This window comes from Rehaibacterium terrae (assembly GCF_014202935.1).
Lineage (GTDB): Bacteria > Pseudomonadota > Gammaproteobacteria > Xanthomonadales > Xanthomonadaceae > Rehaibacterium > Rehaibacterium terrae.
The window spans coordinates 11,887-38,718 of sequence record NZ_JACHHX010000003.1 but is presented as its reverse complement, the minus strand read 5'-3'; the positions used below and the strand labels follow the sequence as shown (position 1 = coordinate 38,718).

Sequence of the window (26,832 nt, the reverse complement as noted above, 5' to 3'; positions counted from 1 at the left end):
TCACCGGCCTGCGCCGTCCGGCCACACGCCGCGCTCGATGATCACGCCGACCGCGCGCGAGCCGGTCACCGCACCTGGCTTGCTCAGCTTCAACCGCAGCCAGGGCACACCGAACTCCTCGCGCAGGATCTGCGCGCAGCGTTCGGCAAGCGTTTCTACCAGTTCGAAGTGACTGCTCTCGACGAAAGCGATCAGCCGCTTGGCGACGGCCTTGTAGTCGAGCGTGTCCGCGATCGCATCGCTGGCAGCGGGCACCGCGTTGTCGAAGGCCATCTCGATATCGAACGCGACGGTCTGGCGGATCTTGCGCTCCCAGTCGTAGATGCCGATGACGGTCTCGATCCTGAGATCCTCGATGAATACGACGTCCAAATCCTTCTCCTCTCGGGAAATTCAGCCGTGCCTCACGGGGCGACCGGCGACAAACTCGCCATGTCCCAGCGCGGCTGCACGGCCACCGTGGCCGCCTCGCGCTGGCCGGCGGCCAACCGCAGCGCGCCGGCAAAGGCGATCATCGCGCCGTTGTCGGTGCAGAACGCCGGCCGCGGGAAGCACACGCGCAGGCCACGACGCCGGGCCAGCGCGTCGAGCTTCTCGCGCAGGCGGCGGTTGGCACCGACGCCGCCGGCGACGATCAGCGTACGGTGGCCAGTCTGCTCCAGCGCGCGCTGGCACTTGATCGCCAGCGTGTCGACCACCGCCTCCTCGAAGCCGCGGGCGATGTCGGCGCGGGTCTGCGCGCTGCGGTCGGACTTCTGCCAGGCCAGCAGCACCTGGGTCTTGAGCCCGGAAAAGCTGAAGTCCAGCCCCGGCCGGTCGGTCATCGGCCGCGCGAAGGTGTAGACGTCCGGCCGCCCCTGCCCGGCCAGTTTCGCCAGCTCGGGGCCACCCGGATACGGCAGACCCATCAGCTTGGCGGTCTTGTCGAAAGCCTCGCCGGCGGCATCGTCGAGCGACTCGCCAAGCAGGCGGTAGTCGCCGATGCCCTCCACCGCCACCAGTTGGGTGTGGCCGCCGGACACCAGCAGGGCCACGAACGGCGGCTGCGGTGGATCGTCCTCCAGCAGCGGGGCCAGCAGGTGGCCTTCCATGTGATGCACGCCGATGGCGGGGATCTCCCGCGCCCAGGCCAGCGCCCGCGCCACCCCGGCACCGACCAGCAGGGCGCCGATCAGGCCGGGGCCGGCGGTGTAGGCCACACCGTCGAGGTCGTCGATGGTCAGCCCGGCCTCGGCCAGCGTCTGCCGGATCAGCGGCAGCAGCTTGCGCACGTGGTCACGGCTGGCCAGCTCCGGCACCACCCCGCCGTACTCGGCATGCAGCGCCACCTGGCTGTACAGCGCATGCGCGCGCAGGCCGGCGGCTGTGTCGTAGACGGCCACGCCGGTTTCGTCGCAGGAGGTTTCGATGCCGAGGACGCGCATGGGGGTCGAGATGGGGGGCGGGGACCGGAAATCCAGCCGCGGGCCGCCATTTGGGCCGGATTTCAGGCACTTGGCTTGCACGCGGCGGTTTCAGGGGCGTATCATACGCGGCTCGCCCGACTCGTCGGGCCAAAACCCGAACCGAGATTACCCCATGCCCAACGTCAAAGTCCGCGAGAACGAGCCGTTCGAGTTCGCGCTGCGTCGCTTCAAGCGCACCTGCGAGAAGGCCGGCATCCTGGCCGAGACCCGCAAGCGCGAGTTCTACGAGAAGCCGACCCAGGAGCGCAAGCGCAAGCGTGCCGCCGCGGTGAAGCGCCATCTGCGTCGCGTCGGCCGCGACGTGACCAAGCGCCAGCGCCTGTACTGAGCCGCTGCGCCCCGCGAGAAGCCGGCCGCGCCCTGCGCCGCCGGCTTCTTGCGTTTCTGCGCCCCGATTTCCACCGCCTGCCGGAGTAGCCGCGATGAGCCTCAAGGCCCGCCTGACCGATGACATGAAGGCCGCCATGAAGGGCGGCGACAAGGAGCGCCTGCAGGTGATCCGGCTGATCCAGGCCGCGGTCAAGCAGCGCGAGGTCGACGAACGCGTCGAGCTCGACGACGCCCAGGTCCTGGCGGTGCTGGAGAAGATGCTCAAGCAGCGCAAGGACTCGGTGAGCCAGTACCAGGCCGCCGGCCGCGAGGACCTGGCCGCGCAGGAGCGCTACGAGATCGACGTGATCCAGGCCTACCTGCCGGCGCAGATGGATGCCGCCGAGCTGGAGGCCGCCGTGCGCGCCGCCATCGCCGAGGCCGGCGCCGCCGGCCCGCAGGACATGGGCAAGGCGATGGCCGTGCTCAAGCCGCGCATCGCCGGCCGCGCCGACATGGGCCAGGCCTCGGCGCTGGTGAGGCGACTGCTGGCCGGCTGAGCGTCGCCAGCCCGATCCGGGCCCGGCCGGGCATGGCATCCTAGCCGCCTATGGGCCGCATCCCCGATGCCTTCATCGACGACCTGCTCGCGCGCACCGACATCGTCGAGGTGATCGCCGCGCGCGTGCCGCTCAAGCGGCAGGGACGCGAATACACGGCGCGCTGCCCGTTCCACGACGAGCGTTCGCCCAGCTTCACCGTCTCGCCGACCAAGCAGTTCTACCACTGCTTCGGCTGCGGCGCGCACGGCACGGCGATCAAGTTCCTGATGGAATACGACCGGCTGGAGTTCCTCGACGCGGTCGAGGAACTGGCCAGGCGTGCCGGCGTCGAGGTGCCGCGCGAGACGCGCCAGCAGCACCAGCGCGGCGACTTCAGCGAGCTTTACGCCGCCTGCGAGGCAGCGGCGAGGTTCTTCCAGCAGCAGCTCGCGGCCAGCGCGAAGGCGCAGGCCTACCTCGACAAGCGCGGCGTCGACGCCGACAACCGCGCCCGCTTCGGCATCGGTTACGCGCCCGATGCCTGGGACGCGCTCAAGGCCGCGCTCGGCACCGACGAGCGCCGGCTCGCCCTGCTCGACAAGGTCGGCCTGCTCTCGAAGAGCGACTCCAACCGCGTCTACGACAAGTTCCGCGACCGGGTGATCTTCCCGATCCACGACCGCCGCGGCCGGGTGATCGCCTTCGGCGGCCGCGTCCTCGACAAGGACGACAGCCCGAAATACCTCAACTCGCCCGAGACCCCGCTGTTCCACAAGGGCCGCGAGCTGTACGGCCTGTGGCAGGTGCGGCAGGCGCATTCGAAGATCCCGCGGCTGATCGTGGTCGAGGGTTACATGGACGTGGTGGCGCTGTTCCAGTACGGCGTCAACACCGCCGTCGCCACGCTCGGCACCGCCACCACGCCCGACCACGCCGAGCTGCTGTTCCGCAATGCCGGCGACGTGTATTTCTGCTTCGACGGCGACCGCGCCGGCCGCGGTGCGGCGTGGAAGGCGCTCGAGTCGGTGCTGCCGCGGATGCGCGACGGCCGCCAGGCGTTCTTCCTGTTCCTGCCCGAGGGCGAGGATCCGGACACCATCGTCCGCAGCGAGGGCGCGCACGGCTTCGACGCGCGGCTGCGCGCGGCCACGCCGCTGTCGGAGTTCTTCTACGCCGAGCTGTCGCGCGACGTGAACCTGGGCACACTCGACGGCAAGGCACGGCTGGCCGAGCGCGCCAAACCGATGCTGGCGCAGATCCCCGACGGCGCCTTCCGCGACCTGATGCAGCAGCGGCTGACCGAACTCACCGGCGTCGGCCGCGCCGCCGCCGTCGAAGTGCAATCACCACCACGCCTGCCGCGCCGTGGCGCGACCACACCGGCGCCCAAGCGCAGCCTGGTGCGCAGCGCCATCGCCCTGCTGCTGCATCAGCCGGCGCTGGCCGAGGCGGCCACGCCGCCTTACCGCTTCGTCGCCCTGCGCCAACCGGGCATCCCCCTGCTGGTCGAACTGATCGAGCTGGCACGCGCGCGCCCCGGCATCAGCACCGGCGCCATCCTCGAACACTTCGCCGAGCGCGAGGAGGCCGAGGCGCTGCACAAGCTCGCCGTCGTCGACCTCCCCGGTGACCCGGAGGGCTGGCGCAACGAGTTCGCAGACGCCCTCGCCCGTCTAGAAGAACAGACCCATGCGCAACGCCGCACTGAGCTGCTGCAGCGCCAGCGCGAAACCGGCCTCAGCGACGCCGAGAAGGACGAACTGCGCGCCCTGCTCGCGCTGAGGCTGCGTTGACCGCCACGCGGGACGGACACCGGCCGTGCCGCGCACTGCTGCGGACATCGCTTCGGTCGCAACGATCGTGACTTATGGGCTACGGCCCGCATGCCTGGGGCCGTTACCCTCGGGCATTCGCTTCCCATGAGAGAGGAACGCCCGAGCATGCGTGCATCCCTGCTGACCCTCGCGCTGGCCTTCGCCGCCACACCCGCTTTCGCCGCCGATGCGCCCGACGTGCAGCGCGTCGAGGTCGGCAACCGCATCAGCGAGAACATCCCGGCGATTCCCGAGACGCTGGCCGAGCGCCTGGCGCAATACCAGAACACCCGCGGCGCCAGTGCCGCCGGCTGGCTGGCCGACGGCAGCCTGCTGATCACCACCCGCTTCGGCGAGACCAACCAGGCACACCGCCTGCGCATGGCCGGCGGCGCACGCGAGCAGCTGACCTTCTTCAAGGAGCCGATCAACAGCCTGCGCCCGGCGCCGGCCGGCGGTGCCAACGGCTTCGTGTTCGGCAAGGATGTGGGCGGCTCGGAGTTCTGGCAGCTGTTCTACTTCGACTTGGACACCCGCACGGCGCGGATGCTCACCGACGGCCGCAGCCGCAACCAGGGGCCGGTGTGGTCGCGCCGGGGCGACCGCATCGCCTACGGCACCACCCGCCGCAACGGCCGCGACACCGATGTGCACATCGTCGATCTGGACGGCCGTTCGGTGCCGGTGGTCGAGCGCGAGGGCGCCTGGTTCGTCGCCGGCTGGTCGCCGGACGACAGCCAGCTGCTGGTCTCGCAGTACATCTCGATCAACGAGTCGCGGCCCTACCTGGTCGACCTCGCCAGCGGCAGGATGACGCCGCTGTACGACCGCCGCCGTCCCGCCGCCTACTTCGGCCTGGCCTTCGCCGCCGACGGCCGGGGCCTGTACTACGTCTCCGACGAGACCGGCGAGTTCCGCGAGCTGCGCTACCGCGAGCTGGCCACTGGCCGCACCCGCAGCCTGAGCGCGCACATTCCCTGGGACGTCACCCAATTCGCGCTCTCCGACGACGGCGCCTACCTCGCCTTCGTCAGCAACGAGGACGGCATCGACAAGGTCCACCTGCTCGACCTGCGCAACGGTGGCGAGATCGCGCTGCCCGAACTGCCGGTCGGCCTGGTCGGCCTCGGCGGCTTCTCGGCCGACAGCCGGCGTCTCGCCCTGACGCTGAACTCGGCCACCTCGCCAAGCGATGTCTACGTGATCGACCTGGACGCGGCCAGGCTGACGCGCTGGACCGAAAGCGAAGTCGGCGGCCTCGACGCCAGCCGTTTCGTCGCCCCGACCCTGATCCGCTACCCGACCTTCGACCAGGTCGATGGCCGGCCGCGCACCATCCCGGCCTTCTACTACCGCCCGGCCGGCGAGGGCCCGTTCCCGGTAGTGATCAACATCCACGGCGGCCCGGAGGCGCAGGCACGCCCTGGCTTCAACCCGACCGCGCAGTTCCTGGTCAATGAGCTGAAGGTGGCGGTGCTGGTGCCGAACGTGCGCGGCTCGTCCGGCTACGGCAAGACCTACCTGCAGCTCGACAATGGCTACAAGCGCGAGGACGCGGTCAAGGACATCGGCGCGCTGCTGGACTGGATCGCGCAGCAGCCCGAGCTGGACGCCGGCCGCGTCGGCGTGCAGGGCGGAAGCTACGGCGGCTACATGGTGCTGGCCTCCATGGTCCACTACAACGACCGCCTGCGTGCGGGCATCAACGTGGTCGGCATCTCCAACTTCGTGACCTTCCTGGAGAACACCGAGAGCTACCGCCGCGACCTGCGCCGCGCCGAGTACGGCGACGAGCGCGACCCGAAGATGCGCGCCTTCCTGGAGCGGATCTCGCCGCTGAACAACGCCGACCGCATCAGCCGGCCGCTGTTCGTCGCCCAGGGTGCCAACGACCCGCGCGTGCCGGCCTCCGAGGCCGAACAGATCGTCCGCGCGGTGCGCGGCAACGGCGGCGAAGTGTGGTACCTGCTGTTCAAGGACGAAGGTCACGGCTTCGCCAAGAAGAGCAACGCCGACTACTACAACGCCGCCTCGATGCTGTTCTGGCAGACGCATCTGCTCGGCGACTGATCCGTAGCAGGGAAGCCGGAACGGCCCGTCACGCGGGCCGTTCCGTTCGTGGCGTCAGGGACTTCAGCCCACCGGCTCGAACGGGATCGCGGGCACCAGTTCCGGCGGCGGCAGCAGCCAGTGGTCGGCGAGCAGGAAGGCGAACAGCGCCATCAGGTAGACCACCGAGTAGTTGAACACCTGCATGGCGAACAGCTCGTTCGGCGGGTTCATCAGGCGGATGGCGTAGTAGAGGAACACCGCGCCGAGCACCAGCGCGCCGCCGAGGTAAAACAGCCCGCTCATGCCGGTGGCCCAGGGCAGCACGCTCACCACCACCAGCAGCACGGTGTAGAACAGGATCTGCCAGCGCGTGTAGGGCACGCCGTGGGTGACCGGCAGCATCGGGATCATCGCGCGGGCGTAGTCGTCGCGACGGAAGATCGCCAGCGCCCAGAAGTGCGGCGGGGTCCAGACGAAGATGATCAGCACCAGCAAAAGCGCGTGCGGGTGCAGTTCGCCGGTGACCGCCGCCCAGCCCAGCGCCGGCGGCGCGGCGCCGGCGATGCCGCCGATGACGATGTTCTGCGGCGTGGCGCGCTTGAGCCAGCCGGTGTAGACGACGGCGTAGCCGATCAGCGAGGCGAAGGTCAGCCAGGCGGTCAGCGCATTGACCTGCCACACCAGCAGCCCCATCGACAGCGCGCCGAGCAGCAGCGCGAAGGCCAGCACCTGCCAGGAGCGCAGCGAGCCGGTCGGCAGTGGGCGGTGCGCGGTGCGCGCCATCAGCGCGTCGATGCGCTGGTCGAGCAGGTGGTTGATCGCCGCCGCCGAGGACGCCGCCAGCCAGATGCCGAGGCTGCCGAACACCAGCGCACGCCACGGCGGCAGGCCGGGCACGGCCAGGAACATGCCCACCAGCGCGGTGAACACGATCAGGGCGACGACGCGGGGCTTGGTCAGCGCCCAGTACTGGCTGGCGGTCGAAGGCATGGCGGGGCGTAGGGTGGCCGTTGTGGGGAGCGATGACAAGTGAGCGGTCGGCAGTGTGCGGTGAGCGCAGGCTCCCGCTCAGCGCACACTGCCCGGCTGCCCCCTCCTATGCCGGCCGCAGGCGCGCCAGCAGCGAGACCAGGATGAACAACAGCACGACCGCGCCGGCATTGTGCGCGGTGGCCATCCACAACGGCAGGCCGTGGACGACGTTGCCGATCCCCAGCGCCACCTGCGTGCCGAGCGCGATGCCCAGCGCCCAGCCCCAGCGCCCCAGCCCCGGCGTGCGGCGCAGGCGCAGGGCGAGGAACAGCAGATGGCCGAACACCAGCAGCGCCATGATCCGGTGGCTCATCTGGATGGCGACACGCGCCGGCCCATCCAGCACGCCGCCCTCGTAGTCCACGCCGATGCCACGCCACAGCACGAAGCCCTCACGGAAATCGGTCTGCGGCCACCACTGGCCCAGACAGGTCGGGAAATCGGTGCCGCAGGCAAGCGCCGCATAGTTCGCCGAGGTCCAGCCGCCGAGCGCGATCTGGATGCCGAGCAGCACCAGGCCAACGACCAGCATGGGGCGCAGGCGCGCACTGTCGGGGCGCGCGATCCTCGCCTCCGGCGTGCTGCGCCAGGCCAGCCAGACCAGCAGCGAGAAGGTGGTCAGGCCACCGAGCAGGTGTGCCATCACCACCGCCGGCTTGAGCAGCCAGGTCACCGTCCACATGCCGAGCATGGCCTGGACGATGATCACCGCCAGCGTCACCGTCGCCAGCCGCGAGAAGTCCGGCTGGGTGCTGCGGAAGGCGAACACCAGCAGCCAGGCCTGCGCGACCGCCACCAGCACGCTCGACGTCACGTACCGCTCGGCCATGTAGAGCGGGATGGCGATCGCCACCAGCGCGCTGGCGCCGAACACCGTGGCCAGGCCGAAGCGGCGCCGGCGCGCGGCCAGTGCCGCCAGCCCCAGCACCATCAGCCCGAGCAGGGCGGCGATGTGGCGATGGAACTGCTCGCGCCAGGCCTTGTGCACCTCCACCGGACGCTCGAAGCGTTCGTTGGCGGCGGCGATCTGCGCCTCGTGCCTGGGCCAGGTGGCCTGGCCGTAACAGGTCGGCCAGTCCGGGCAACTCAGGCCGGCGTCGGAGAGGCGCACGAAGGCGCCGAACACGATCACGCAGACGGCCAGCAGCACGGCGGCCCAGGCGAGGCGATGGAAATGGCGGTGTGGGGACATCGGCGTCTTCACCGTGGTTGATGTTCGAGGAGTGGCGGCAACCGGTCGCGGAGACCCATCACTTCAGCAGCCGCGCCAGATCCCGGCGCAGCCCCCCGGGGTCGAAGCCCGGCGTGTAGCGCATCACAAGGAAGCCGGATGGATCGACCAGATACACGGGGATCGCGCCCGGCGCCGACGCATCCGGCAGACGCGCCAGCAGCTCCCGGTCGCGCTGCATCGGATAGAGGGCGCGGAAGATCGGTGCGTCAGCCGGGATCTCGCCGAACCACAGCACGTGCACGCGCTCGGCGTGACGGCCTTCGCCGATCCAGACGCGGCGCAGCAGGTCGATCATCTGCGTGCAAGACGCATCGCAGTCCGTCGGCGCCACCGCCACCACGCGCCACAGGCGCCGCTCCGGCTGCCACGGGTAAGGCTCACCATCGGCATGACGCAACGTGAGGTCGCGCAGGTCGATCACCGGATCGAGCAGCTCGCCGGCGTTGCGCGTGACCTCCGGCTCCCAGCCGCTCATGCGCAGGAAGAACGCCACGCCGAACGACACGAAGAACATCGCGAAGATCAGCAGCAGCACGAGGCGGGAACGGGTCTTGGGAGTCATGCCTTTCTCCGGCGGACGCCGAGCAGCAGGGCGATCACCGCCACCGCGGCGGCCAGGCCCCACCACTGCAGCGCGTAGCCACGGTGTTTTTCCGGGGGAAGCGTATTGGGCAGCAGGTCGAGATCGCGTGCGTAACCCAGCGGCAGCGCCGGATCCAGGCGCAGCACACGGGTGGCGAGCGGACGCTGCAGCTCGTTCGCCAGCTCGGTGGTGTCCAGGTACAGCAGCAAGCGGGTGCCATCGGCTTGAACGCCGGCCGTCGCCAGCCGCAGACCGATCGCCGGCGGCGGCGCCAGCAGGCCGCGCACACGCTGCACACCTTCCGGACGCGCAATCGCCGGCAAGGCGCGATCCGGCGGCAACGGCAGCCAACCCAGGTCGACCAGCACTTCGTGGTCGCCGTCGAGCGGCCGGAACAGGCGATAGGCCTTCACCCCGACCCGCCCGCCGCGCTGCTGGTTGTCGAGCAGAATCGCTGGCGCATCGACGAATACGCCCTCACCCTCGACCCACCGCAGGCCACCATCGCCATCGGCCAGCGCACGCGCCAGCGGAAGCGGCACGGGTTCGGCCAGCGCCTGCGCCTGGGCGGCGAGCAGCGCCTCCTTCTCCAGCGCGCGCGCCCACTGCCAGCGCCCGAGCGCGACGAACAGCAGGCAGACGGCCAGAGCCAGCACCCAGAGCAGGATCCGGCTCACTGGGCTGCGCCCCGCGTCACTGCGGGCGCCGCGGCGAACTGGGATAATGTGCGTCTCATCTCGCTCTCGGCCCGTCCCATGCTGCAGAAACTGCTGATCGTCGGTTTCCTCGTCCTGATCGTCTACAACCTGGGGGCGGGGCTCTACTACATGCTCGTCGACAAGGGTGGCAGCAGGCGCATGGTCAACTCGCTGACCTGGCGCATCGGCCTGTCCGTGGTACTGATCGTGCTGGTCGTCCTCGGCATCTGGACCGGGATCATCCAGCCGCACGGCGTCCAGCCGTAAGGTTCTTGCGGAACTCCAGACACGACGAAGGCCGGCAGCGCCGGCCCTCGCGCGGGATCGCCCGTCCGTCCCGGCTCAGAGCACGTAAACGAACAGGAACAGGGCCAGCCAGACCACGTCGACGAAGTGCCAGTACCAGGCCACCGCCTCGAAGCCGAAATGGTCGTCCTTGCTGAAGTGGCCCTTGGCGCAGCGGAACCAGATCACCACCAGCATGATCGCGCCGAGCGTCACGTGCAGGCCGTGGAAGCCGGTCAGCATGAAGAAGGTCGAGCCGTAGATGCCCGAGCCCAGGGTCAGGTTCAGGTCGCGGTAGGCGTGGATGTACTCCTCCGCCTGATAGAACAGGAACACCGCACCCAGCAGCACCGTCGCCGCCAGCCAGATCAGCAGCTGGGTGCGGTTGCCGGCCTTCAGCGCATGGTGGGCGATGGTGATGGTGATGCCCGAGGTCAGCAGGATCAGGGTGTTGAGCAGCGGGATGCCCCAGGCCGGGATGGTCTCGAACTCGCCACCGAGGGCGGCCGGTCCGTTGGTTGGCCAGGCCGCCTCGAAGCCACTCCACAGCAGGGCGTTGGTCAACGCGCCGCTGCCCTCGCCGCCCAACCACGGCACCGACAGCACGCGGGCGTAGAACAGCGCGCCGAAAAAGGCGGCGAAGAACATCACTTCCGAGAAGATGAACCAGATCATCCCCATCCGGAAGGACATGTCGACCTGCTTGTTGTAGTAGCCGGACACCGACTCGTGCACGACCTCGGCCAGCCAGCCCGAGATCATGCCCAGCACGATCGCCAGGCCGCCGAAGAACACCCACATGCCCCAGCCGACGCCATTCATCCAGTTGGCGACACCGAACATGGTGATGAACAGGCCGATGGCGCCGATGATCGGCCACTTGCTGTCGTGCGGGACGTAATAGACGTTGGCGTCGTGGGTGTGGGCCATGGCGGTTCCCTGGGACTCCGGAAGTTCTCGATCAGGGCGCGGCGCGCGCGCCGGCCTGTGCCTGCGCCGCCACCCGGGCGGTCGCCTGCTCGTTGTTGAAGAAAGTGTAGGACAGCGTCACCGTGCGCACACCGGCCGGCAGCGCCGGATCGACGATGAAGCGCACCGGCATCTCGCGCTCCTCGCCAGGCTGCAGCAGCTGCTCGGTGAAGCAGAAGCACTCGGTCTTGCTGAAGAAAGCCGAGGCCGACGACGGCGCCACCGAAGGCACCGCGTTGCCGACGATCGGCCGGTCGGACTCGTTGCGGGCGAAGTAGGTCGCCTCGTACAGCTCGCCGGGGCGCACCCGCATCGTCAGCTGCGCGGCACGGAAGCTCCACGGCAGCCGCGAATTGACGGTGGCGTCGAACTGCACGGTGATCTCGCGCGACTCGTCGACCTGCATGCCGGCCACCCGCTGCGCGCCGGCCGGCCCCTGTTCCAGGGTGATGCCAAACACCTTTTCACAGGCGATGCGGTAGAGCGGCACCAGCGAGAACGCGAACACGAACGAACCCACCGCAACCAGTGCGATGTTGCGCAGCACCCGACGGTTGTCGGCGTGTCCGCTCATCGCCCGATCAACCCTGCCAGGAAGGCGACGTAGATCGCCAGTGCGATCGCACCCACGATCAGCGCCGTGCGCACGACCCCGCCACGGCGCTCGGCCGGATCGAAGCTGGGCTTGTCGCTGTGCGTGTTCATCGTCGCTCCGTTCGGCTGCCGCCGGCATCCCGCCGCAGGCCCGGCTTCGGGCCGCGGCGGGCGTCGGTTCAATGCGTCACGTGGCCGTGGGCCAGGTCCTCGTCGCGGATCTCAGGCGGGGTGGTAAAGGTATGGTGCGGCGCCGGGCTCGGCACGGTCCACTCCAGGCCCTTGGCGCCTTCCCACGAACGCGCCTCGGCCTTGGCACCCTTCTCCAGCAGGCAGCACTTGATCAGGATCCAGACGAAGATCAGCTGGCTCAGGCCGAAGCCGAAACCGCCGATCGAGGACAACATGTTGAAGTCGGCGAAGGCGACGTTGTAGTCCGGAATGCGGCGCGGCATGCCGGCCAAGCCGAGGAAGTGCTGCGGGAAGAACAGCAGGTTGACGAAGATCGTGCTCAGCCAGAAGTGCCACTTGCCCAGACGCTCGTCGTACATGCGGCCGGTCCACTTCGGCAGCCAGTAGTACACGGCCGCCATGATCGAGTAGACCGCACCGGTCACCAGCACGTAGTGGAAGTGGGCGACCACGAAGTAGGTGTCGTGGTACTGGAAGTCGGCCGGCACGATCGCCAGCATCAGGCCGGAGAAACCGCCGATGGTGAACATGATGACGAAGCCGAGCGCGAACAGCATCGGCGTCTCGAAGGTCATCGAGCCCTCCCACATGGTCGAGACCCAGTTGAACACCTTCACGCCGGTCGGCACCGCGATCAGCATGGTCGCGTACATGAAGAACAGCTCGCCACCCAGCGGCATGCCCACGGTGAACATATGGTGGGCCCAGACGATGAACGACAGGAAGGCGATCGAGGCGGTGGCGTACACCATGGCGGTGTAGCCGAACAGCGGCTTGCGCGCGAAGGTCGGGATGATCTCGCTGATCACGCCAAAGGCGGGCAGGATCATGATGTAGACCTCGGGATGGCCGAAGAACCAGAAGATGTGCTGGAACAGCACCGGGTCGCCGCCGCCGGCCGCGTTGAAGAAGCTGGTGGCGAAGAACTTGTCGGTCAGCAGCATGGTGACCGCGCCGGCCAGCACCGGCATCACCGCGATCAGCAGGAAGGCGGTGATCAGCCAGGCCCAGACGAAGATCGGCATCTTCAGCAGGGTCATGCCCGGCGCGCGCAGGTTCAGGATGGTGGCGATGATGTTGATCGCACCCATGATCGAGCTCAGGCCCATCAGGTGGATCGCGAAGATCACGAAGGCCACGTTGTAGCCGCCCTGCAGCGACAGCGGCGGATACAGCGTCCAGCCCGCGGCCGGACCGCCGCCGGGCATGAACAGCGTCATCAGCAGCAGCGCGAAGGCGAACGGCATGATCCAGAAGGACCAGTTGTTCATGCGCGGCAGCGCCATGTCCGGCGCACCGATCATCAGCGGGATCATCCAGTTGGCCAGGCCGACGAAGGCCGGCATGACCGCGCCGAAGATCATGACCAGCGCATGCACGGTGGTCATCTGGTTGAAGAACTCCGGGTGCACGAACTGCAAGCCCGGCTGGAACAGCTCGGCGCGGATCACCAGCGCCATCGCGCCGCCGATCAGGAACATGATCAGCGAGAACACCAGGTACAGGGTACCGATGTCCTTGTGGCTGGTCGTGTAGACCCAGCGGTTGAGGAAGCCCTGCGGCTTGTGGTCGTGGTCGTCGTGGTGGACGGCGGTGTTGCCCATGGTCCCTTGATCCTCTCGTGATCCGGTCAGCCCTCGTCGGCCGCGCTGGCGGCGACGGCGACGGTGCGGGCGGCCTCGCCCGCATCGCCCTTCTGGGCGGCGAGCCAGCTCTCGAATTCAGCCTTCGGCACGGCGCGGACGACGATCGGCATGAAGCCGTGGTCCTTGCCGCACAGCTCGGCGCACTGGCCGCGATAGGTGCCGGGCACCTTGATCTCGGTCCATGCCTCATTGACGATCCCGGGGATCGCGTCCTGCTTCCAGCCCAAGGCCGGCACCCACCAGGCGTGGATGACGTCGTCGGCGGTGATGACGAAGCGGATCTTGGTGTCGGTCGGCAGCACCAGCGGGTTGTCGACGTTCAGCAGGTAGCTGTTGAAACCCTCATTGTCGACCACCGCGCGCGGATCGAGGCCCGAGCGGAGCATGCGGGTGGCCTCGCTGTCGCGGTCCAGGCGGCTGGTGAAGCCGACGTCCTCGCCGAGGTACTCGTAGCGCCACATCCACTGGTAGCCGGTGATCTTGACGGTCATCTCGGCATCGGAGGTGTCGTACATCTGGATCAGGTAGCGGGTGGCCGGCAGCGCCATCACCACCAGCAGCAGCACCGGAATCACCGTCCAGATCACCTCGGCGGTGGTGTTGTGACTCCACTTGGCCGGCACCGCGCCCTTCGACTTGCGGAATCGGAACATGGCGTAAGCCATGGCCCCGAACACGATCAGGCCGATCGCCACGCAGATCCACAGCGCCAGCATGTGCGCGTTGTAGGCGTTCTGCGCGATCGTGGTGACGCCCAGCGACATGTTGAGCTGCCAGCGCTCCGGGTTGGCGAGCGCCGCACCGCTGCCGGCGAGGGCCGCCAGTCCGAGTCCGATCCGCAGCATATGACCTGCTTTCATGGGTCTACCCCGATGTCATCCAACTTTTCCGAGGCCGCGACCGGAGGCCGCCGCCAACAATCCGTCCAGGCGCTGCGCGAGGCAGCGGCGCTCGTCCTGAGCGAGGAAGCTCCCCACCTCCACCCGGCGCCCGGAAACGCCAAGCAGCACGCGTGTCTCCCCCCGGCGCTCGTCGACCGACAGCCGCACCCAGCAGGGATGCGCGCTGAATGCCGGCACCGGCTCCGTCGAGCGGCGCACCTCGACGGCGCGCTCGCTGACGGCGATCTCCTCGCGGCGATCGCCCCGCCGCCAGGCCAGGCGCAGGGCCAGACCGACGAAAGCGGCATGGAGCAACGCGAACGCGGGCGCGTAGGCGTTGCCCTGCGAGTAGCTGAAGAGGGCGATTGCGCACATCGAGAAGGCCAGCACCCCGAATACCGACGTCAGCTGCCGCGCCGTCAGCGCGCGGTTCGGCCGGAGCACCAGACGGGTCTCCGGACTTGCCGCGACCGCGGGCGGGAACTCCTCGATCATTCGGAAAGACTCGGCCTCCCCGCAGGCGGGGAAACCCGCGAATGGTACCGCTCCGCCTTGATCCCGATCAAGCAAACGCGCGATCGCGCCGCGTCGGTAATGTGAAGACGGCCGCCTTTCTCGGCGACCCGCCGGGCACTAAACTTGGCCGCCTCGGGCGACCCTGCGCCCCGCTCACCAGGATTTCCGTGACCGCCATCCTCTCCCCCGAGTTGCCCGCGGGCACCGACCCGTTGCGAACCCGCATCACCGAGGCCTGGCTGCGCGACGAAACGCAGCACCTGGACGAACTGCTGCGCGACGCCACCCTGCCGCCCGATACCGCCGCCAGGGTGCAACGCACCGCCGTGACACTGGTGGAGCGGGTGCGCGCCAAGGCCGACCGGCAGGGCGTGATCGAGGCCTTCATGCGCGAGTACGACCTGTCCAGCGAGGAGGGCGTACTGCTGATGTGCGTGGCCGAAGCGCTGCTGCGCATCCCCGACCAGGCCACCGCCGACCGGCTGATCCGCGACAAGCTCGGCGACGCCGACTGGGAGGCGCACCTGGGCCGCAGCGACTCGGCGCTGGTCAACGCCTCCACCTGGGGCCTGATGCTGACCGGCAAGCTGGTCACGCTCAGCGAGGAGACCCACCGCAACGTCGCCGGCGCCTTCCGCCGGCTGATCGGACGCGCCGGCGAGCCGGTGATCCGGCTGGCGGTGCGCCAGGCGATGCGGATCATGGGCCACCAGTTCGTGATGGGCCGCAGCATCGAGGAGGCGCTCCGGCGCAGCCGCAAGGGCGACAACGCCGATTACCGCTACTCCTTCGACATGCTCGGCGAGGCGGCCTTCACCGCCAGGGACGCCGCCCGCTACCTGGAGGCCTACCGCAAGGCGATCCTCGCGATCGGTGCCGGCGGCCCCTACCCGGACGTGTTCGCCGCCCCGAGCATCTCGGTCAAGCTCTCGGCCCTGCACCCGCGCTACGAGCACGCCAAGCGCGCCCGCGTGCGGGCCGAGCTGACCCCGCGCGTGCTCGCGCTGGCGCAACTGGCCAAGGCGCAGGGCATCGGCTTCACCATCGACGCCGAGGAGGCCGACCGGCTGGAGCTGAGCCTGGACGTGATCCTCGACGCCTTCGCCGACCCCAGCCTGGCCGGCTGGAACGGCTACGGCCTGGCGGTGCAGGCCTACCAGAAGCGCGCGCCGTTCGTGCTCGACGCCCTGGCCGCCGCCGCCCGCGCCGCCGGCCGGCGCATGCCGGTGCGGCTGGTCAAGGGCGCCTACTGGGATTCGGAAATCAAGCGTGCCCAGGTCGACGGCCTGGCCGGCTACCCGGTGTTCACCCGCAAGCCGAACACCGACGTCAGCTACCTGGCCTGCGCACGGCGCATGTTCGCCGCACCCGACGCCTTCTATCCGATGTTCGCCACCCACAACGCGCACACCATCGCCGCCATCCACGCGATGAGCCAGGGCCGCGACTTCGAGTACCAGCGCCTGCACGGCATGGGCGCCGACCTCTACGGCGAGGTGATCGGCAAGGACGGGCTCGATGCGCCCTGCCGCGTCTACGCGCCGGTCGGCAGCCATGAGGACCTGCTGCCCTACCTGGTGCGCCGGTTGCTGGAGAACGGCGCCAACACCAGCTTCGTCAACCGCATCACCGACCCCGCCGTCTCCGCAGCCGACCTGGTCGCCGACCCGGTGGCCACGGTCGCCGCGTTCGACGCCAAGCCGCACCCGAAGATTCCGCTGCCGGTCGACCTGTACCGCAGCCAGGGCCACGAAAGGACCAATTCCATGGGCGTCAATCTCGCCAACGATCTCGAACTCAAGGCGCTGGCCGACCGGATCAACGCCGCCATCCAGCCCTGGCAGGCCCGGCCACTGGTACCCGGCGCCGTGCCGGCCGGCGAGACGGTTCCGGTGCACTTCCCCGCCGACCGGCGGGTCAGGGTCGGCGAATGGCAGGCCGCCGACGCCGCCACCGTCGACAAGGCGCTGGCGAATGCCGTCGCCGCCCAGCCGGCCTGGGACGCGGTGCCGGCCGCCGGCCGCGCCAGGATCCTCGAACACGCCGCCGACCTGCTGCAGGCGCGCATGGCCGAATTCATGGCCCTGTGCACCCGCGAGGCCGGCAAGACCCTGCCCGACGGCGTGGCCGAGGTGCGCGAGGCGATCGATTTCCTGCGCTACTACGCCCTGCAGGCGCGCCGCCTGTTCGGCCAGCCCGAGAAGCTGCCGGGGCCGACCGGCGAGTCCAACGAGTTGCGCCTGCACGGCCGCGGCGTGTTCGTCTGCATCAGTCCGTGGAACTTCCCGCTGGCGATCTTCATCGGCCAGGTCGCCGCGGCACTGGCCGCCGGCAACAGCGTGATCGCCAAACCGGCCGAGCAGACCACGCTGACCGGTTTCCACGCGGTCAGGCTGCTGCATGAGGCCGGCGTCCCCGAGGACGTGCTTCAGTTCCTGCCCGGCGACGGCGCCACGGTCGGCGCCGCGCTGACCCGCGACCCGCGCGTTGCCGGCGTGGCCTTCACCGGCTCGACCGAGACCGCCCGCGCCATCAACCGCGCGCTGGCCGCGCGCGATGCCGCTCCAATCGGGATCCTGATCGCCGAAACCGGCGGCCAGAACGCGATGATCGCCGACTCCTCGGCGCTGCCCGAGCAGCTGGTCAAGGACACCATGAGCTCGGCCTTCGGCTCGGCCGGCCAGCGCTGCTCGGCGGCGCGCGTGCTGTTCGTGCAGTCGGACATCGCCGACAAGGTGATCGACATGCTCGCCGGCGCGATGGACGAGCTGAGCGTCGGTGACCCGGGGCTGCTGTCCACCGACGTCGGCCCGGTGATCGACGCCGACGCGCTGGCGACCCTGCAGGCCCACGCCGAGCGCATGAACCGCGAGGCCCGGCTGATCCGGGAGGTGCCACTGGCGGACCACTGCGCACACGGCACCTTCTTCGCCCCGCGTGCCTACGAGCTCAAATCGCTCGACCAGCTCGAGCGCGAGGTGTTCGGCCCGGTGCTGCACGTGATCCGCTACGACGCGGCGGACCTGGACCGGGTCATCGACCAGATCAACGCCACCGGCTACGGCCTCACCCTCGGCATCCACAGCCGCATCGACGACACCGTGGCCAGGATCGCCAGCCGGGTGAAGGCCGGCAACTGCTACGTCAACCGCAACATGATCGGCGCAGTGGTCGGCGTGCAGCCGTTCGGCGGCGAGGGCCTGTCCGGCACCGGCCCCAAGGCCGGCGGCCCGCACTACCTGGCCCGCTTCGCCACCGAACGCACGCTCACCATCAACACCACCGCCGCCGGCGGCAACGCCAGTCTGCTCACGCTGGGCGACTGATCCCCGGCTGCCGTCGCGCCGCCCCGCCTGTGGGGCGGCGCGCCCCTACCCTCCTCCAGGGGCTTGCAGTAGCATCGTTCGCAGGACCGGCCCGTCCGGTCGCCGCTTCAATGGCTTTGACCTCGTTCGCAGGAGGTCGACGGCCCGCCTCGGGCCCGCCGCACCTCCTTGGACTTCACCGCCAGCCGGGCTGGCGCACACGGTGATATTCGGAGAGGGGAGGCAGTCATGAAGATGACGCGGCATTTTTTCATCAGCACCGATCTCGACGACCTCGAACGCCTGGAGCAGGACCTCGAGCAGGCCGGCATCGTCACCCCGCAGATCCATCTGCTGACGCTGGACGACACCCACGCCGACCAGCACACGCACCTTCACAAGGTGACCTCGCTGATGAAGCAGGACATCGTCCACTCCACGCTGATCGGTGCCGCCGTCGGCCTGGTCGCTGCCGTGCTGGTGCTGGCGGTCGCGTACACCGCCAGCTGGACCCAGAGCCCGGCCGGCTGGCTGCCCTTCATCTTTCTGGCGATCATCGCGCTCGGCTTCTTCGCCTGGGAAGGCGGGCTGTGGGGCATACAGACCCCGAACGTCCGCTTCCGCCGCTTCGAGCAGGCGCTGCGGGAGGGCAAGCACGTGTTCTTCGTCGATCTGGAGCCCGGCCAGTCGAAGATCCTCGAAGAGACCGTGCGCCGCCATCCCGGCGTCGTCCCGGCCGGCACCGACATCGGCGCCCCGCACTGGATCGTGATGTGGCAGTACCGCCTGAAGCGGTTCTTCACCCAGACCTTCCCCTGACCGGACCCGCCACGGAAACGGCGACGCCCCGGCCGACCGGGCCGGGGCGTCGGTGTTCGCGCGTCCGCCGGTCTCAGCCGGAGAAGAACCGCAACCGCATCGACAGCGTGTAGTCGGCTTCCAGCGCCATCAGCAGCATCAGGAACACCAGCACGCCGGGCGGGACCAGCACCGCGCAGACGATCGCCAGCCGCTCCCACACCATGTGCATGAACACCGCCACGATCAGGCCGGCCTTGAGCAGCATGAACAAGGTGATCAGCGACCATTTGAGCAGGCCTTCGAAGCCGACGTAGTCGACCATGTACGAAAACACGCTCAACAGGAACAACAGGAACCAGACCCACAGGTAGGTGCTCAGGGGATGCTGCTGCGCATGGTCCTGCGACATGGCCGCCTCCTCACCACAGGTAGAAGAACGCGAAGATGAACACCCACACCAGATCGACGAAGTGCCAGTACAGGCCCAGCGTCTCGACCATCTCGTAGCGACCGCGCCGTCCGGTGAGGAAGCCCGGCCGCTGGTCGTCCAGCGCGCCGCGCAACACCTTCACCGTCATGATGATCAGGAAGATCACGCCGATGGTGACGTGGGTGCCGTGGAAACCGGTGATCAGGAAGAAGGTCGCACCGAACTGCGCCGCGCCCCACGGGTTCTCCCACGGCCGCACGCCCTCGGAAATCAGCACGCTCCACTCGAAGGCCTGCATGCCGACGAAGGTCAGGCCGAGCGCGGCGGTGAGCAGCAGCAGGATCGCGGTCCGCTTGCGGTCCCTGGCGTAGCCGTACTTCACCGCCAGCGCCATCGTCCCGCTGCTGCTGATCAGGATGAAGGTCATGATCGCGATCAGCAGCAGCGGCACCGACTCGCCGGCCACGGTGAGCGCGAACACCTGGCTGGCGTCGGGCCACGGCTCGGGGGTCGAGATGCGCACCGTCATGTAGCCGATCAGGAAGCAGGCGAACACGAAGGTGTCGCTGAGCAGGAAGATCCACATCATCGCCTTGCCCCAGGTGACGCCCTTGAACGCCCGCTGGTCGGACGCCCAGTCGCTGAGCATCCCCTTGAGGCCGGGGGCCAGCGTGGGCCCCGAGGTTGCCGGTTGCGTCATCGCACGATCCTCCCGCCAGGTTCGTCGCCGGGCGCCGGCGCGCGTCGCCGCGCGTCGTTCAGACCCGACACAGTTCGTACAGCGGCCCCGCCCCCACGAACAGCACGGTGAACAGCACGCCCCAGACCAGCAGCAGGTAGTGCCAGTAGACCGCGCACAAGGCCACGGTTTCGCGCAGCCGCGCCATCGGTTCGCCCCGCCAGGCCCGCCGCAGCGTGCGCCACAGCACCCACAGCCCGCCGGCCAGATGCAGTGCGTGCAGTGCCGACATCAGCACGAAGAAGGCCGCGGCCGGATGCGACGCCAGCGCATAACCGGCGCTGGCGAGCTCACGCCAGAGCAGATACTGGCCGATGAAGAAGGCCAGCGTGCACGCCGCGCCGGCAGCCAGGGCCGGCCGCAGCCGTGCCGGCTTGCCGGCGCGCGCGGCGTTCCACGCCAGCTGCAGCGCGATGCTGCCCAGCACCAGCCAGCCGGTGTTGATCCACGCCAGCGCCGGCTGCGGCAGCAGCTCCCATTCCGGGCTGACCGCCATCCGCATCACGTAGGCGCTGATGGTCAGCGAAAAGATCGACGTGGCCACCGCGATGAACGCGCCCAGACCGAGCCGCGTCGCGGTGCAGCGGCGCGGCAGTGCCGGCCCGGCGACGGCACCGGCGACCCACGGCAGCCCGGCGAAGGACTGCCGTACCAGCCAGGTGACCAGCGCCGCCATCAGCAGCACCAGGACCAGCAGACTGACGGTCATGCGCGCACCCCTCCGGTCGCCGGCTCGGCACGCTCGACCGCTTCGGGCGGCACGTTCTGCGGGATGAAGTCCTCCTTCGCGCCCGGCACGCTGTAGTCGTACGCCCAGCGGTAGACCACCGGCAGCTCGGGGCCGAAGTTGCCGTGCCGCGGCGGCGTGTGCTCGGTCTGCCACTCCAGCGTGGTCGCCCGCCACGGATTGGGTCCGGCCTCCTCACCGTGGAACCAGCTCCACACGAGGTTGAACAGGAACAGCAGCTGGGCGGCGGCGACCACCAGTGCGGCGATGGTGATCGCCACGTTCACGTCCTGCACCGACTCGGAGATGAAGGCGGTCTCGCCGTAGGCGTAATAGCGCCGCGGCACGCCCTGCAGGCCGAGGAAGTGCATCGGGTAGTAGATCGCGTAGGTGCCGAGAAAGGTCACCCAGAAGTGGATCTTGCCGCCGAGCTCGTTGAGCATCCGGCCGGTGATCTTCGGATACCAGTGGTAGATCGCGCCGAAGATGACCAGGATCGGTGCCACTGCCATCACCATGTGGAAATGGCCGACCACGAAGTAGGTGTCCGACAGCGGCACGTCGACGGTGACGTTGCCGAGGAACAGGCCGGACAAGCCGCCGTTTACGAAGGTGAAGATGAAGCCGATCGCGAACAGCATCGGCACCGTGAGGCGGATATTGCCGCGCCAGAGCGTCAGCACCCAGTTGTACACCTTGATCGCGGTCGGCACCGCGATGATCAGGGTGGTGGTGGCGAACAGGAAGCCGAAATACGGATTCATCCCGCTGACGTACATGTGGTGGGCCCAGACCACGAAACTGAGCGCACCAATGGCGACGATGGCCCACACCATCATCCGGTAGCCGAAGATGTTCTTGCGCGCGTGCACCGCGATCAGGTCGGAGACGATGCCGAACGCCGGCAGCGCGACGATGTAGACCTCCGGGTGGCCGAAGAACCAGAACAGGTGCTGGAAAAGCAGCGGACTGCCGCCCTCGTGGCCGCTCATGCCGAGCATCTCCGGCATGAAGAAACTGGTGCCGAGCAGCCGGTCGAAGAGCATCATCAGCGCCGCCACGAACAGCGCCGGGAAGGCCAGCATTGCCAGCACCGTGGCCATGAAGATGCCCCAGATCGTCAGCGGCAGCCTCATCAGCGTCATGCCGCGGGCGCGCGCCTGCAGCACGGTGACGATGTAGTTCAGGCCGCCCATGGTGAAGCCGGCGATGAACAGCGCCAGCGACACCAGCATGAGCACGATGCCGCCGTCGATGCCGGGCGTTCCCGGGCTGATCGCCTGCGGCGGGTACAGCGTCCAGCCGGCGCCGGTCGGGCCACCCGGAACGAAGAAGCTCGCCACCAGCACCAGCACCGCCAGCAGGTAGAACCAGTAGCTGAGCATGTTCAGGTACGGGAACACCATGTCGCGGGTGCCGCACATCAGCGGTATCAGATAGTTGCCGAAGCCGCCCAGGAACAGCGCGGTCAGCAGGTACACCACCATGATCATCCCGTGCATGGTCACGTACTGCAGGTAGTTGCCCGGGTCGATCAGCTCGAAGCTGTCGGGAAAGGCCAGCTGCAGGCGGATCAGCAGCGACAGCACCAGCGCCACCAGGCCGATCGCCACCGCGGTGATCGAATACTGGATCGCGATGACCTTGGCGTCCTGGCTGAAGATGTATTTCGTGACGAAGCTGTGCGCATGCGGGAGCTCCATCTCCTCCACTTCGGCCGGCGGCGCATAGGAAACGGCATCGTGTCCGAGCTGGGCCATCGGTCAGTCCTCCCCTTGGGCATTGGCCTCGCTGGCGGCGCCGGCGACGCCGAGCGTGGCGATATAGGCGACCACGTTCCTGACCGCCTGCTCGCTGGCCAGCACCCGCGACATCTCGGCCATCTGCCAGCCGTAGTGGTCGTCGGGATGGCGGCCGCGGATGCCCTGCCGGAAATTCAGCAGCTGGCGCTCCAGGTACCAGTCGTCGAGGCCGGCCAGGCGTGGCGCACGCACCGCGCGGATGCCCTGGGCGTCGTTGCCGTGGCAGGCCGCGCAGGTGCGGTACAGGCGCTCGCCGCGACGCAGGTCGCCGTGCACCGTGTTGCGCGGCCGCGGCGCGTCGAGCGTGGCGAGATGGGCCGCGACGTCGGCGATGGCGCGATCGTCGGCCAGCACGGCGGCGAACGCGCGCATCTGCGCGCCATGGGTGTCGTCCGGATGGGCGCCACGCGCGCCATCGCGGAAGTAGCGCAGCTGGCGACGTGCGTACCACGGTTCCATGCCGGCCAGCCGCGGCGCGTTCAGCGCCAGGCTGCCCTCGCCGCGCGGGCCGTGGCAGGCTGCGCAGACGGCGTACAGCGCCGCGCCGCTGGCGGGATCGCCCGCCGGCGCCGCCAGTTGCTCGGCCCAGGTCGGCTGCCGCGCGAGCCAGGCATCGAAATCGGCCGCCTCCATCACCTCGACCCGGCCGCGCATCGCGAAATGCCCGAGGCCGCACAGCTCGGCGCAGAGGATCTCGAACTCGCCGGTGCGCGTGGGCGTCAGCCAGAGATAGGACACCTGCCCCGGCACCATGTCCATCTTGGCGCGGAACTGCGCGACCTGGAAATTGTGGATGACGTCCTTGGAGCGCAGCAGCAGCTTGACCGGCCGGTCCAGCGGCAGCACCAGCCGCGGGCTGTGGACGAGCACATCGTCACGACCGTGCGGATCGTCCGGACGCATGCCGAACGGGTTGTCGTCGTCGATCAGGCTGGTGTGAACGGCGCCGAGTTTTCCATCGGCACCGGGATAGCGGAAACTCCAGTGCCACTGCTGGCCGACCACCTCGACCTCGTGGGCGTCGTCCGGAGGACTCACGTACTGCGCCCACACCCACAGGCCCGGCGCCAGCAGCGCGGCGATGCCGAGCGTGGTGACCACGGTCAGCCACGCCTCCAGCTTCCTGTTCTCCGGCTCGTAGCTGGCGCGCCGCCGGCGGTCGTAACGGTAGCGGATGATCGCCCAGGCCAGGAACAGATTGACCAGAACGAACACCACCCCGGTGACCCAGAAGGTGATGCCGATGGTCGCGTCGATCGCCCCCCAGTTCGACGCCAGTGGCGTCAGGTGCCACGGACTCAGGAAATAGAACACCACCGAGGCCAGCACCAGAACGATCACCGCGATCGCGATTGCCATCCCGCTTCCTCCCCTGTCGTGCCGTCACCGTGCGTCGCGTCAGCCAGCGTTCCCCAGGCACTGCCCGACCCGGCCGGGCGGGGGAGGCATCGACGTCGACAGCAGGTCGCGTCGCGGCCGCGCGGGCGGCCACGACGCATCGGGCGAAAGCGGTATCGGTAGCCGGCGGGGTAGCCGGCGGGCGGGCGCACGCAGTCCCCCTGCCGGAGGCCGCGCGGCGGTGGCGCGGGCCTTCCAGTGACTGCACTGCGGCAGCGATGGCACAGGCTTCGAACCGGTCACGAGAACCCTCGCCCCCGAAGCTTCGGCACGCCGGAAGGGTGCGCCCGTGCCGGCCCGCCGTCAAGTTGTCGCCGGCGGGCCGTTGCTCGCTGCGCATTTCGTGGCAGGCTAGAGGCCCCCGACGGACACGCCGCCTGCATGTATCTCGAGTACTACGGCCTCAGGGAGCCGCCGTTCTCGATCACCCCGGACCCGCGCTTCGTCTACCTGTCGGAGCGTCACCGGGATGCGCTGGCGCACCTGTTGTTCGGCATCGGCCAGGGCGGCAGCGGCGGCTTCGTCCAGCTCACCGGCGAGGTCGGCACCGGCAAGACCACGCTGTGCCGGCTGCTGCTGGAGCAACTGCCGGAAAATACCCGCGTCGCGCTGGTGCTCAATCCCCAGGTCACGCCGCTGGAGCTGCTGGAGGCCATCTGCCAGGAGCTGCACATCGACCTGCGCCACCGCGTCTACAGCCGCAAGGCGCTGGTCGACGCACTCAACGACTACCTGCTCGACGCCTACGCCAAAGGCCTGCGGGTGGTGCTGATCATCGACGAGGCACAGGAACTCTCGCGCGACGCGCTCGAGCAGGTGCGTCTGCTGACCAACCTGGAAACCCCGACCCAGAAGCTGCTGCAGATCATCCTGCTCGGCCAGCCCGAGCTGCGCGAGGTGCTGGCCAGTCCGGACCTGCGCCAGCTCGCCCAGCGCATCACCGCGCGCTACCACCTGATGCCGCTGGACGAGGAGGAGACCGAAGCTTACGTGCGTCACCGCCTGGCCGTCGCCGGCTGCCCGCGCTTTCCGTTCAGCAAGCTGGCGCTGCGCAAGCTGCACCAGCATTCCGGCGGCATACCGCGACTGATCAATGTGATCGCCGAACGCGCACTGCTGGCCGGCTACGCCCGTGATCTGCCGCAGATCAACGAGCGCCTGGTCGAGCGCGCCGCCCGCGAGACGCTCGCGCCTCCGCTCCGGCGCATACGCCCGCCACGGCTGCCCGTGGTGGTGGCGATCGGGCTGGTGGCCGTGCTGCTGGCGTTCTGGTACTGGCCGCACACGGCCGAGACCGAGCCCACCACCGCCGAGCCGGCGCCCGCTCCCGCGCCTCGCAGCGTGCCGCCGCCGGCGGTCACCTACCTCGACGGCGAGAGTTTCGTGCTGCGTGTGCTCGGCGCCGGCGAACACTCGCACCTGCCGGCCTGGAACCGCCTGCTCGCGCTGTGGCTGCTGCGCGCCGACCAGGTCGACGTCGACAGCGCGATGCGTTGCCCGCCGCAAGTCGCCGCCGGCGTGTTCTGCCTGCGTTCGCGCGGCAACCTGACCAAGTTGGCCGCACTCGGGCGGCCGGCGATCCTGCGTCTGAGCTACGAGGGGCGCGAGGCCTGGGCGCTGCTGCTGGGCCTGGACGCGGTGCGGGTGCGGCTGGCATTGTCGGGCGAAACCTTCGACGTCGACCGCACCCAGCTCGAGCGGCTGTGGAACGGCGAGTTCCACACCTTGTGGCGCGCACCGGACTTCATCACCCTGCCGCTGCGCCGCGGCGAAACCGGCCCGGCGGCGGACTGGCTGCGCGACCGGCTGCTCGCCGAACCACAGCGCCTGCTTGCCGTCGGCCCGGCGCTGTTCGACCCGGACACCGAGGCCGAGGTACGCCGGCTGCAGACCGCCCGCGGCCTGATCCCGGACGGCATCGTCGGGCTGGAGACGCTGCTCGCCCTGACCGCCGACAACGGCAGCGGCCCGGAACTGCGTCGCAGTCTGCTGTGAGGCCCGCATGTCGCTGATCCTCGAAGCCCTGCGCAAGTCCGAAGCCGAGCGCCGCCTCGGCCAGGTCCCGGACCTGCTCGCCCCGCTGCCCGCCCAAGCCGTGCCACCGCGCCGCCGCGCCCGGCGCGGGCTGCTGTTCGCCGGGGCGCTGATCGCGGTGGCGGCGGGTGCCTGGTGGCTCGGCCAGCGCCAGGCCACCCTGCCGGGCGCGGCCTATCCGCCGGTCGCGTCACCCGACACACCGCCGGTCGTAGCGCCGACCGCCTCGCCGACGCCGGCTGCGGCTCCGCCCGCCGACATGGAAAGCCCCCTGCCGGCGCCGGCCACACCGGGCGCAACGACAAGCACGGCAAGCGTCGCGCCGACACCCGCCATGCCGCGGCCCGCGCCGCCCGCTGCAACGCCCCCCGTATCCGGCGGGTCCGAAGCGGCCGCGGCGGCCAATGCCCGCAGTGGCCCGGCCAGCGACGCCGAACTGGCCGCCCTGCGCGCCCGCCTCGAGGCGGCCGCGACAGCCGCAGCGCCGCCGCGCGCGCCGGCCGCCGCACTCCCGGCAGCGGCCGACGCGACGGACGCCCCGCTGCCGATCGACCTGCTTTCCGCCGCCGAGCGCAGTGCGCTGCCGCCGCTGCGGCTGACCATGCACGTGTACACCGAGGATCCGGCACAACGCTTCGTCATCCTCGACGGCCAGCGCCGCACCGAGGGCACCCTGCTCGGCGATTCACTGCGACTCGAGGCGATCCGTCGCGACGGCGTCGTCCTCGACCTCGGCGGCCGTCGCGTGCTGCTGCCGCGCCCGTAGACACGCCGCCGGCCACC

The 26,832-nt window shown here is 69.4% G+C and carries 26 protein-coding genes; 9 read left to right on the top strand and 17 right to left on the bottom strand.

Translation table 11 applies throughout. The annotated features are described in order from the left end of the window. On the bottom strand, positions 1 to 372 hold the full coding sequence (gene folB / locus HNQ58_RS02715) for a dihydroneopterin aldolase (RefSeq protein ID WP_183947256.1): 372 nt from the start codon (positions 370 to 372) through the stop codon (positions 1 to 3). A 32-nt stretch (positions 373 to 404) separates the two neighbouring features. After that, the gene (tsaD, locus tag HNQ58_RS02710) at positions 405 to 1,424 is read right to left on the bottom strand and encodes a tRNA (adenosine(37)-N6)-threonylcarbamoyltransferase complex transferase subunit TsaD (protein ID WP_183947255.1); all 1,020 of its coding nucleotides are present in this window, start codon (positions 1,422 to 1,424) and stop codon (positions 405 to 407) included. Positions 1,425 to 1,578: 154 nt separating this feature from the next. On the opposite strand from tsaD, the gene rpsU reads away from it, so the two are divergent. The 4 genes from rpsU to HNQ58_RS02690 all read left to right on the top strand — a co-directional run bounded on the left by rpsU (position 1,579) and on the right by HNQ58_RS02690 (position 6,201). Further along, positions 1,579 to 1,794, top strand: a complete 216-nt coding sequence (rpsU, locus tag HNQ58_RS02705) for a 30S ribosomal protein S21 (RefSeq protein ID WP_183947254.1) — start codon at positions 1,579 to 1,581, stop codon at positions 1,792 to 1,794. A 94-nt stretch (positions 1,795 to 1,888) separates the two neighbouring features. After that, entirely contained in the window at positions 1,889 to 2,335 is a 447-nt protein-coding gene (locus tag HNQ58_RS02700; protein WP_183947253.1) for a GatB/YqeY domain-containing protein, read from the top strand. Positions 2,336 to 2,385: 50 nt separating this feature from the next. Continuing rightward, positions 2,386 to 4,110 carry a DNA primase gene (gene dnaG / locus HNQ58_RS02695; protein ID WP_183947252.1) on the top strand — a complete coding sequence of 575 codons (1,725 nt, stop codon included), beginning with the start codon at positions 2,386 to 2,388 and terminating at the stop codon, positions 4,108 to 4,110. Positions 4,111 to 4,257: 147 nt separating this feature from the next. Then, on the top strand, positions 4,258 to 6,201 hold the full coding sequence (locus HNQ58_RS02690) for a S9 family peptidase (protein ID WP_183947251.1): 1,944 nt from the start codon (positions 4,258 to 4,260) through the stop codon (positions 6,199 to 6,201). Positions 6,202 to 6,264: 63 nt separating this feature from the next. Here the strand turns inward: HNQ58_RS02690 and cyoE are convergent, their stop codons facing one another. The 4 genes from cyoE to HNQ58_RS02670 form a co-directional block, all read right to left on the bottom strand. After that, complete coding sequence (cyoE, locus tag HNQ58_RS02685; protein ID WP_183947250.1) at positions 6,265 to 7,173, bottom strand: heme o synthase; 909 nt, start codon at positions 7,171 to 7,173, stop codon at positions 6,265 to 6,267. Between the two features lie 106 nt (positions 7,174 to 7,279). Beyond that, positions 7,280 to 8,407: a COX15/CtaA family protein gene (locus tag HNQ58_RS02680; protein WP_183947249.1), complete on the bottom strand. Its 1,128-nt coding sequence runs from the start codon at positions 8,405 to 8,407 to the stop codon at positions 7,280 to 7,282. Between the two features lie 58 nt (positions 8,408 to 8,465). Continuing rightward, a complete protein-coding gene (locus HNQ58_RS02675; protein WP_183947248.1) occupies positions 8,466 to 9,011 on the bottom strand; it encodes a hypothetical protein in 546 nt (181 codons plus the stop codon). Next, complete coding sequence (locus HNQ58_RS02670; RefSeq protein ID WP_183947247.1) at positions 9,008 to 9,709, bottom strand: SURF1 family cytochrome oxidase biogenesis protein; 702 nt, start codon at positions 9,707 to 9,709, stop codon at positions 9,008 to 9,010. The genes HNQ58_RS02675 and HNQ58_RS02670 overlap by 4 nt, the downstream gene beginning before the upstream one ends. Positions 9,710 to 9,787: 78 nt before the next feature. On the opposite strand from HNQ58_RS02670, the gene HNQ58_RS02665 reads away from it, so the two are divergent. Then, on the top strand, positions 9,788 to 9,997 hold the full coding sequence (locus tag HNQ58_RS02665; protein WP_183947246.1) for a twin transmembrane helix small protein: 210 nt from the start codon (positions 9,788 to 9,790) through the stop codon (positions 9,995 to 9,997). Positions 9,998 to 10,072: 75 nt separating this feature from the next. Here HNQ58_RS02665 and HNQ58_RS02660 read toward each other — a convergent pair whose 3' ends face one another. The 6 genes from HNQ58_RS02660 to HNQ58_RS02640 all read right to left on the bottom strand — a co-directional run bounded on the left by HNQ58_RS02660 (position 10,073) and on the right by HNQ58_RS02640 (position 14,792). Then, positions 10,073 to 10,945, bottom strand: a complete 873-nt coding sequence (locus tag HNQ58_RS02660; RefSeq protein WP_183947245.1) for a cytochrome c oxidase subunit 3 — start codon at positions 10,943 to 10,945, stop codon at positions 10,073 to 10,075. A gap of 31 nt (positions 10,946 to 10,976) precedes the next feature. Then, positions 10,977 to 11,558: a cytochrome c oxidase assembly protein gene (locus tag HNQ58_RS02655; protein ID WP_183947244.1), complete on the bottom strand. Its 582-nt coding sequence runs from the start codon at positions 11,556 to 11,558 to the stop codon at positions 10,977 to 10,979. Continuing rightward, positions 11,555 to 11,689, bottom strand: coding sequence for a hypothetical protein (locus HNQ58_RS13520; RefSeq protein ID WP_281379542.1), 135 nt, complete (start codon positions 11,687 to 11,689; stop codon positions 11,555 to 11,557). Before HNQ58_RS13520 ends, HNQ58_RS02655 begins: the two co-directional genes overlap by 4 nt. Before the next feature lie 68 nt (positions 11,690 to 11,757). After that, positions 11,758 to 13,374, bottom strand: coding sequence for a cytochrome c oxidase subunit I (gene ctaD, locus HNQ58_RS02650; RefSeq protein ID WP_183947243.1), 1,617 nt, complete (start codon positions 13,372 to 13,374; stop codon positions 11,758 to 11,760). A 26-nt stretch (positions 13,375 to 13,400) separates the two neighbouring features. Continuing rightward, a complete protein-coding gene (coxB, locus tag HNQ58_RS02645; RefSeq protein WP_183947242.1) occupies positions 13,401 to 14,276 on the bottom strand; it encodes a cytochrome c oxidase subunit II in 876 nt (291 codons plus the stop codon). Between the two features lie 15 nt (positions 14,277 to 14,291). Continuing rightward, positions 14,292 to 14,792, bottom strand: a complete 501-nt coding sequence (locus tag HNQ58_RS02640; protein ID WP_183947241.1) for a DUF2244 domain-containing protein — start codon at positions 14,790 to 14,792, stop codon at positions 14,292 to 14,294. A 197-nt stretch (positions 14,793 to 14,989) separates the two neighbouring features. On the opposite strand from HNQ58_RS02640, the gene putA reads away from it, so the two are divergent. After that, positions 14,990 to 18,139: a bifunctional proline dehydrogenase/L-glutamate gamma-semialdehyde dehydrogenase PutA gene (putA, locus tag HNQ58_RS02635; protein WP_343057163.1), complete on the top strand. Its 3,150-nt coding sequence runs from the start codon at positions 14,990 to 14,992 to the stop codon at positions 18,137 to 18,139. A gap of 228 nt (positions 18,140 to 18,367) precedes the next feature. Further along, positions 18,368 to 18,937, top strand: coding sequence for a hypothetical protein (locus tag HNQ58_RS02630; protein WP_221301120.1), 570 nt, complete (start codon positions 18,368 to 18,370; stop codon positions 18,935 to 18,937). 73 nt (positions 18,938 to 19,010) lie between these two features. On the opposite strand, the gene HNQ58_RS02625 is transcribed toward HNQ58_RS02630, so the two are convergent. Genes HNQ58_RS02625 through coxB (HNQ58_RS02605) form a run of 5 tightly spaced genes read right to left on the bottom strand, consistent with a single transcriptional unit; the run spans position 19,011 to position 23,976 of the window. Then, positions 19,011 to 19,328: a cytochrome C oxidase subunit IV family protein gene (locus HNQ58_RS02625; protein WP_183947239.1), complete on the bottom strand. Its 318-nt coding sequence runs from the start codon at positions 19,326 to 19,328 to the stop codon at positions 19,011 to 19,013. Positions 19,329 to 19,338: 10 nt separating this feature from the next. After that, entirely contained in the window at positions 19,339 to 20,049 is a 711-nt protein-coding gene (locus HNQ58_RS02620; RefSeq protein ID WP_183947238.1) for a cytochrome c oxidase subunit 3, read from the bottom strand. Between the two features lie 58 nt (positions 20,050 to 20,107). Beyond that, positions 20,108 to 20,797 (bottom strand): cytochrome c oxidase subunit 3, encoded by a 690-nt coding sequence (locus tag HNQ58_RS02615; protein ID WP_183947237.1) that lies wholly within the window; start codon positions 20,795 to 20,797, stop codon positions 20,108 to 20,110. Continuing rightward, positions 20,794 to 22,575, bottom strand: coding sequence for a cytochrome c oxidase subunit I (locus tag HNQ58_RS02610; RefSeq protein WP_183947236.1), 1,782 nt, complete (start codon positions 22,573 to 22,575; stop codon positions 20,794 to 20,796). The genes HNQ58_RS02615 and HNQ58_RS02610 overlap by 4 nt, the downstream gene beginning before the upstream one ends. A 3-nt stretch (positions 22,576 to 22,578) precedes the next feature. Next, positions 22,579 to 23,976 carry a cytochrome c oxidase subunit II gene (gene coxB, locus HNQ58_RS02605; RefSeq protein WP_183947235.1) on the bottom strand — a complete coding sequence of 466 codons (1,398 nt, stop codon included), beginning with the start codon at positions 23,974 to 23,976 and terminating at the stop codon, positions 22,579 to 22,581. Positions 23,977 to 24,396: 420 nt separating this feature from the next. Between coxB (HNQ58_RS02605) and HNQ58_RS02600 the strand changes: the two genes are divergently transcribed. Both HNQ58_RS02600 and HNQ58_RS02595 read left to right on the top strand, forming a co-directional pair. Then, positions 24,397 to 26,010: an ExeA family protein gene (locus HNQ58_RS02600; protein ID WP_183947234.1), complete on the top strand. Its 1,614-nt coding sequence runs from the start codon at positions 24,397 to 24,399 to the stop codon at positions 26,008 to 26,010. Between the two features lie 7 nt (positions 26,011 to 26,017). After that, positions 26,018 to 26,815: a general secretion pathway protein GspB gene (locus HNQ58_RS02595; protein WP_183947233.1), complete on the top strand. Its 798-nt coding sequence runs from the start codon at positions 26,018 to 26,020 to the stop codon at positions 26,813 to 26,815. The last annotated feature ends 17 nt before the right edge of the window (positions 26,816 to 26,832 follow it).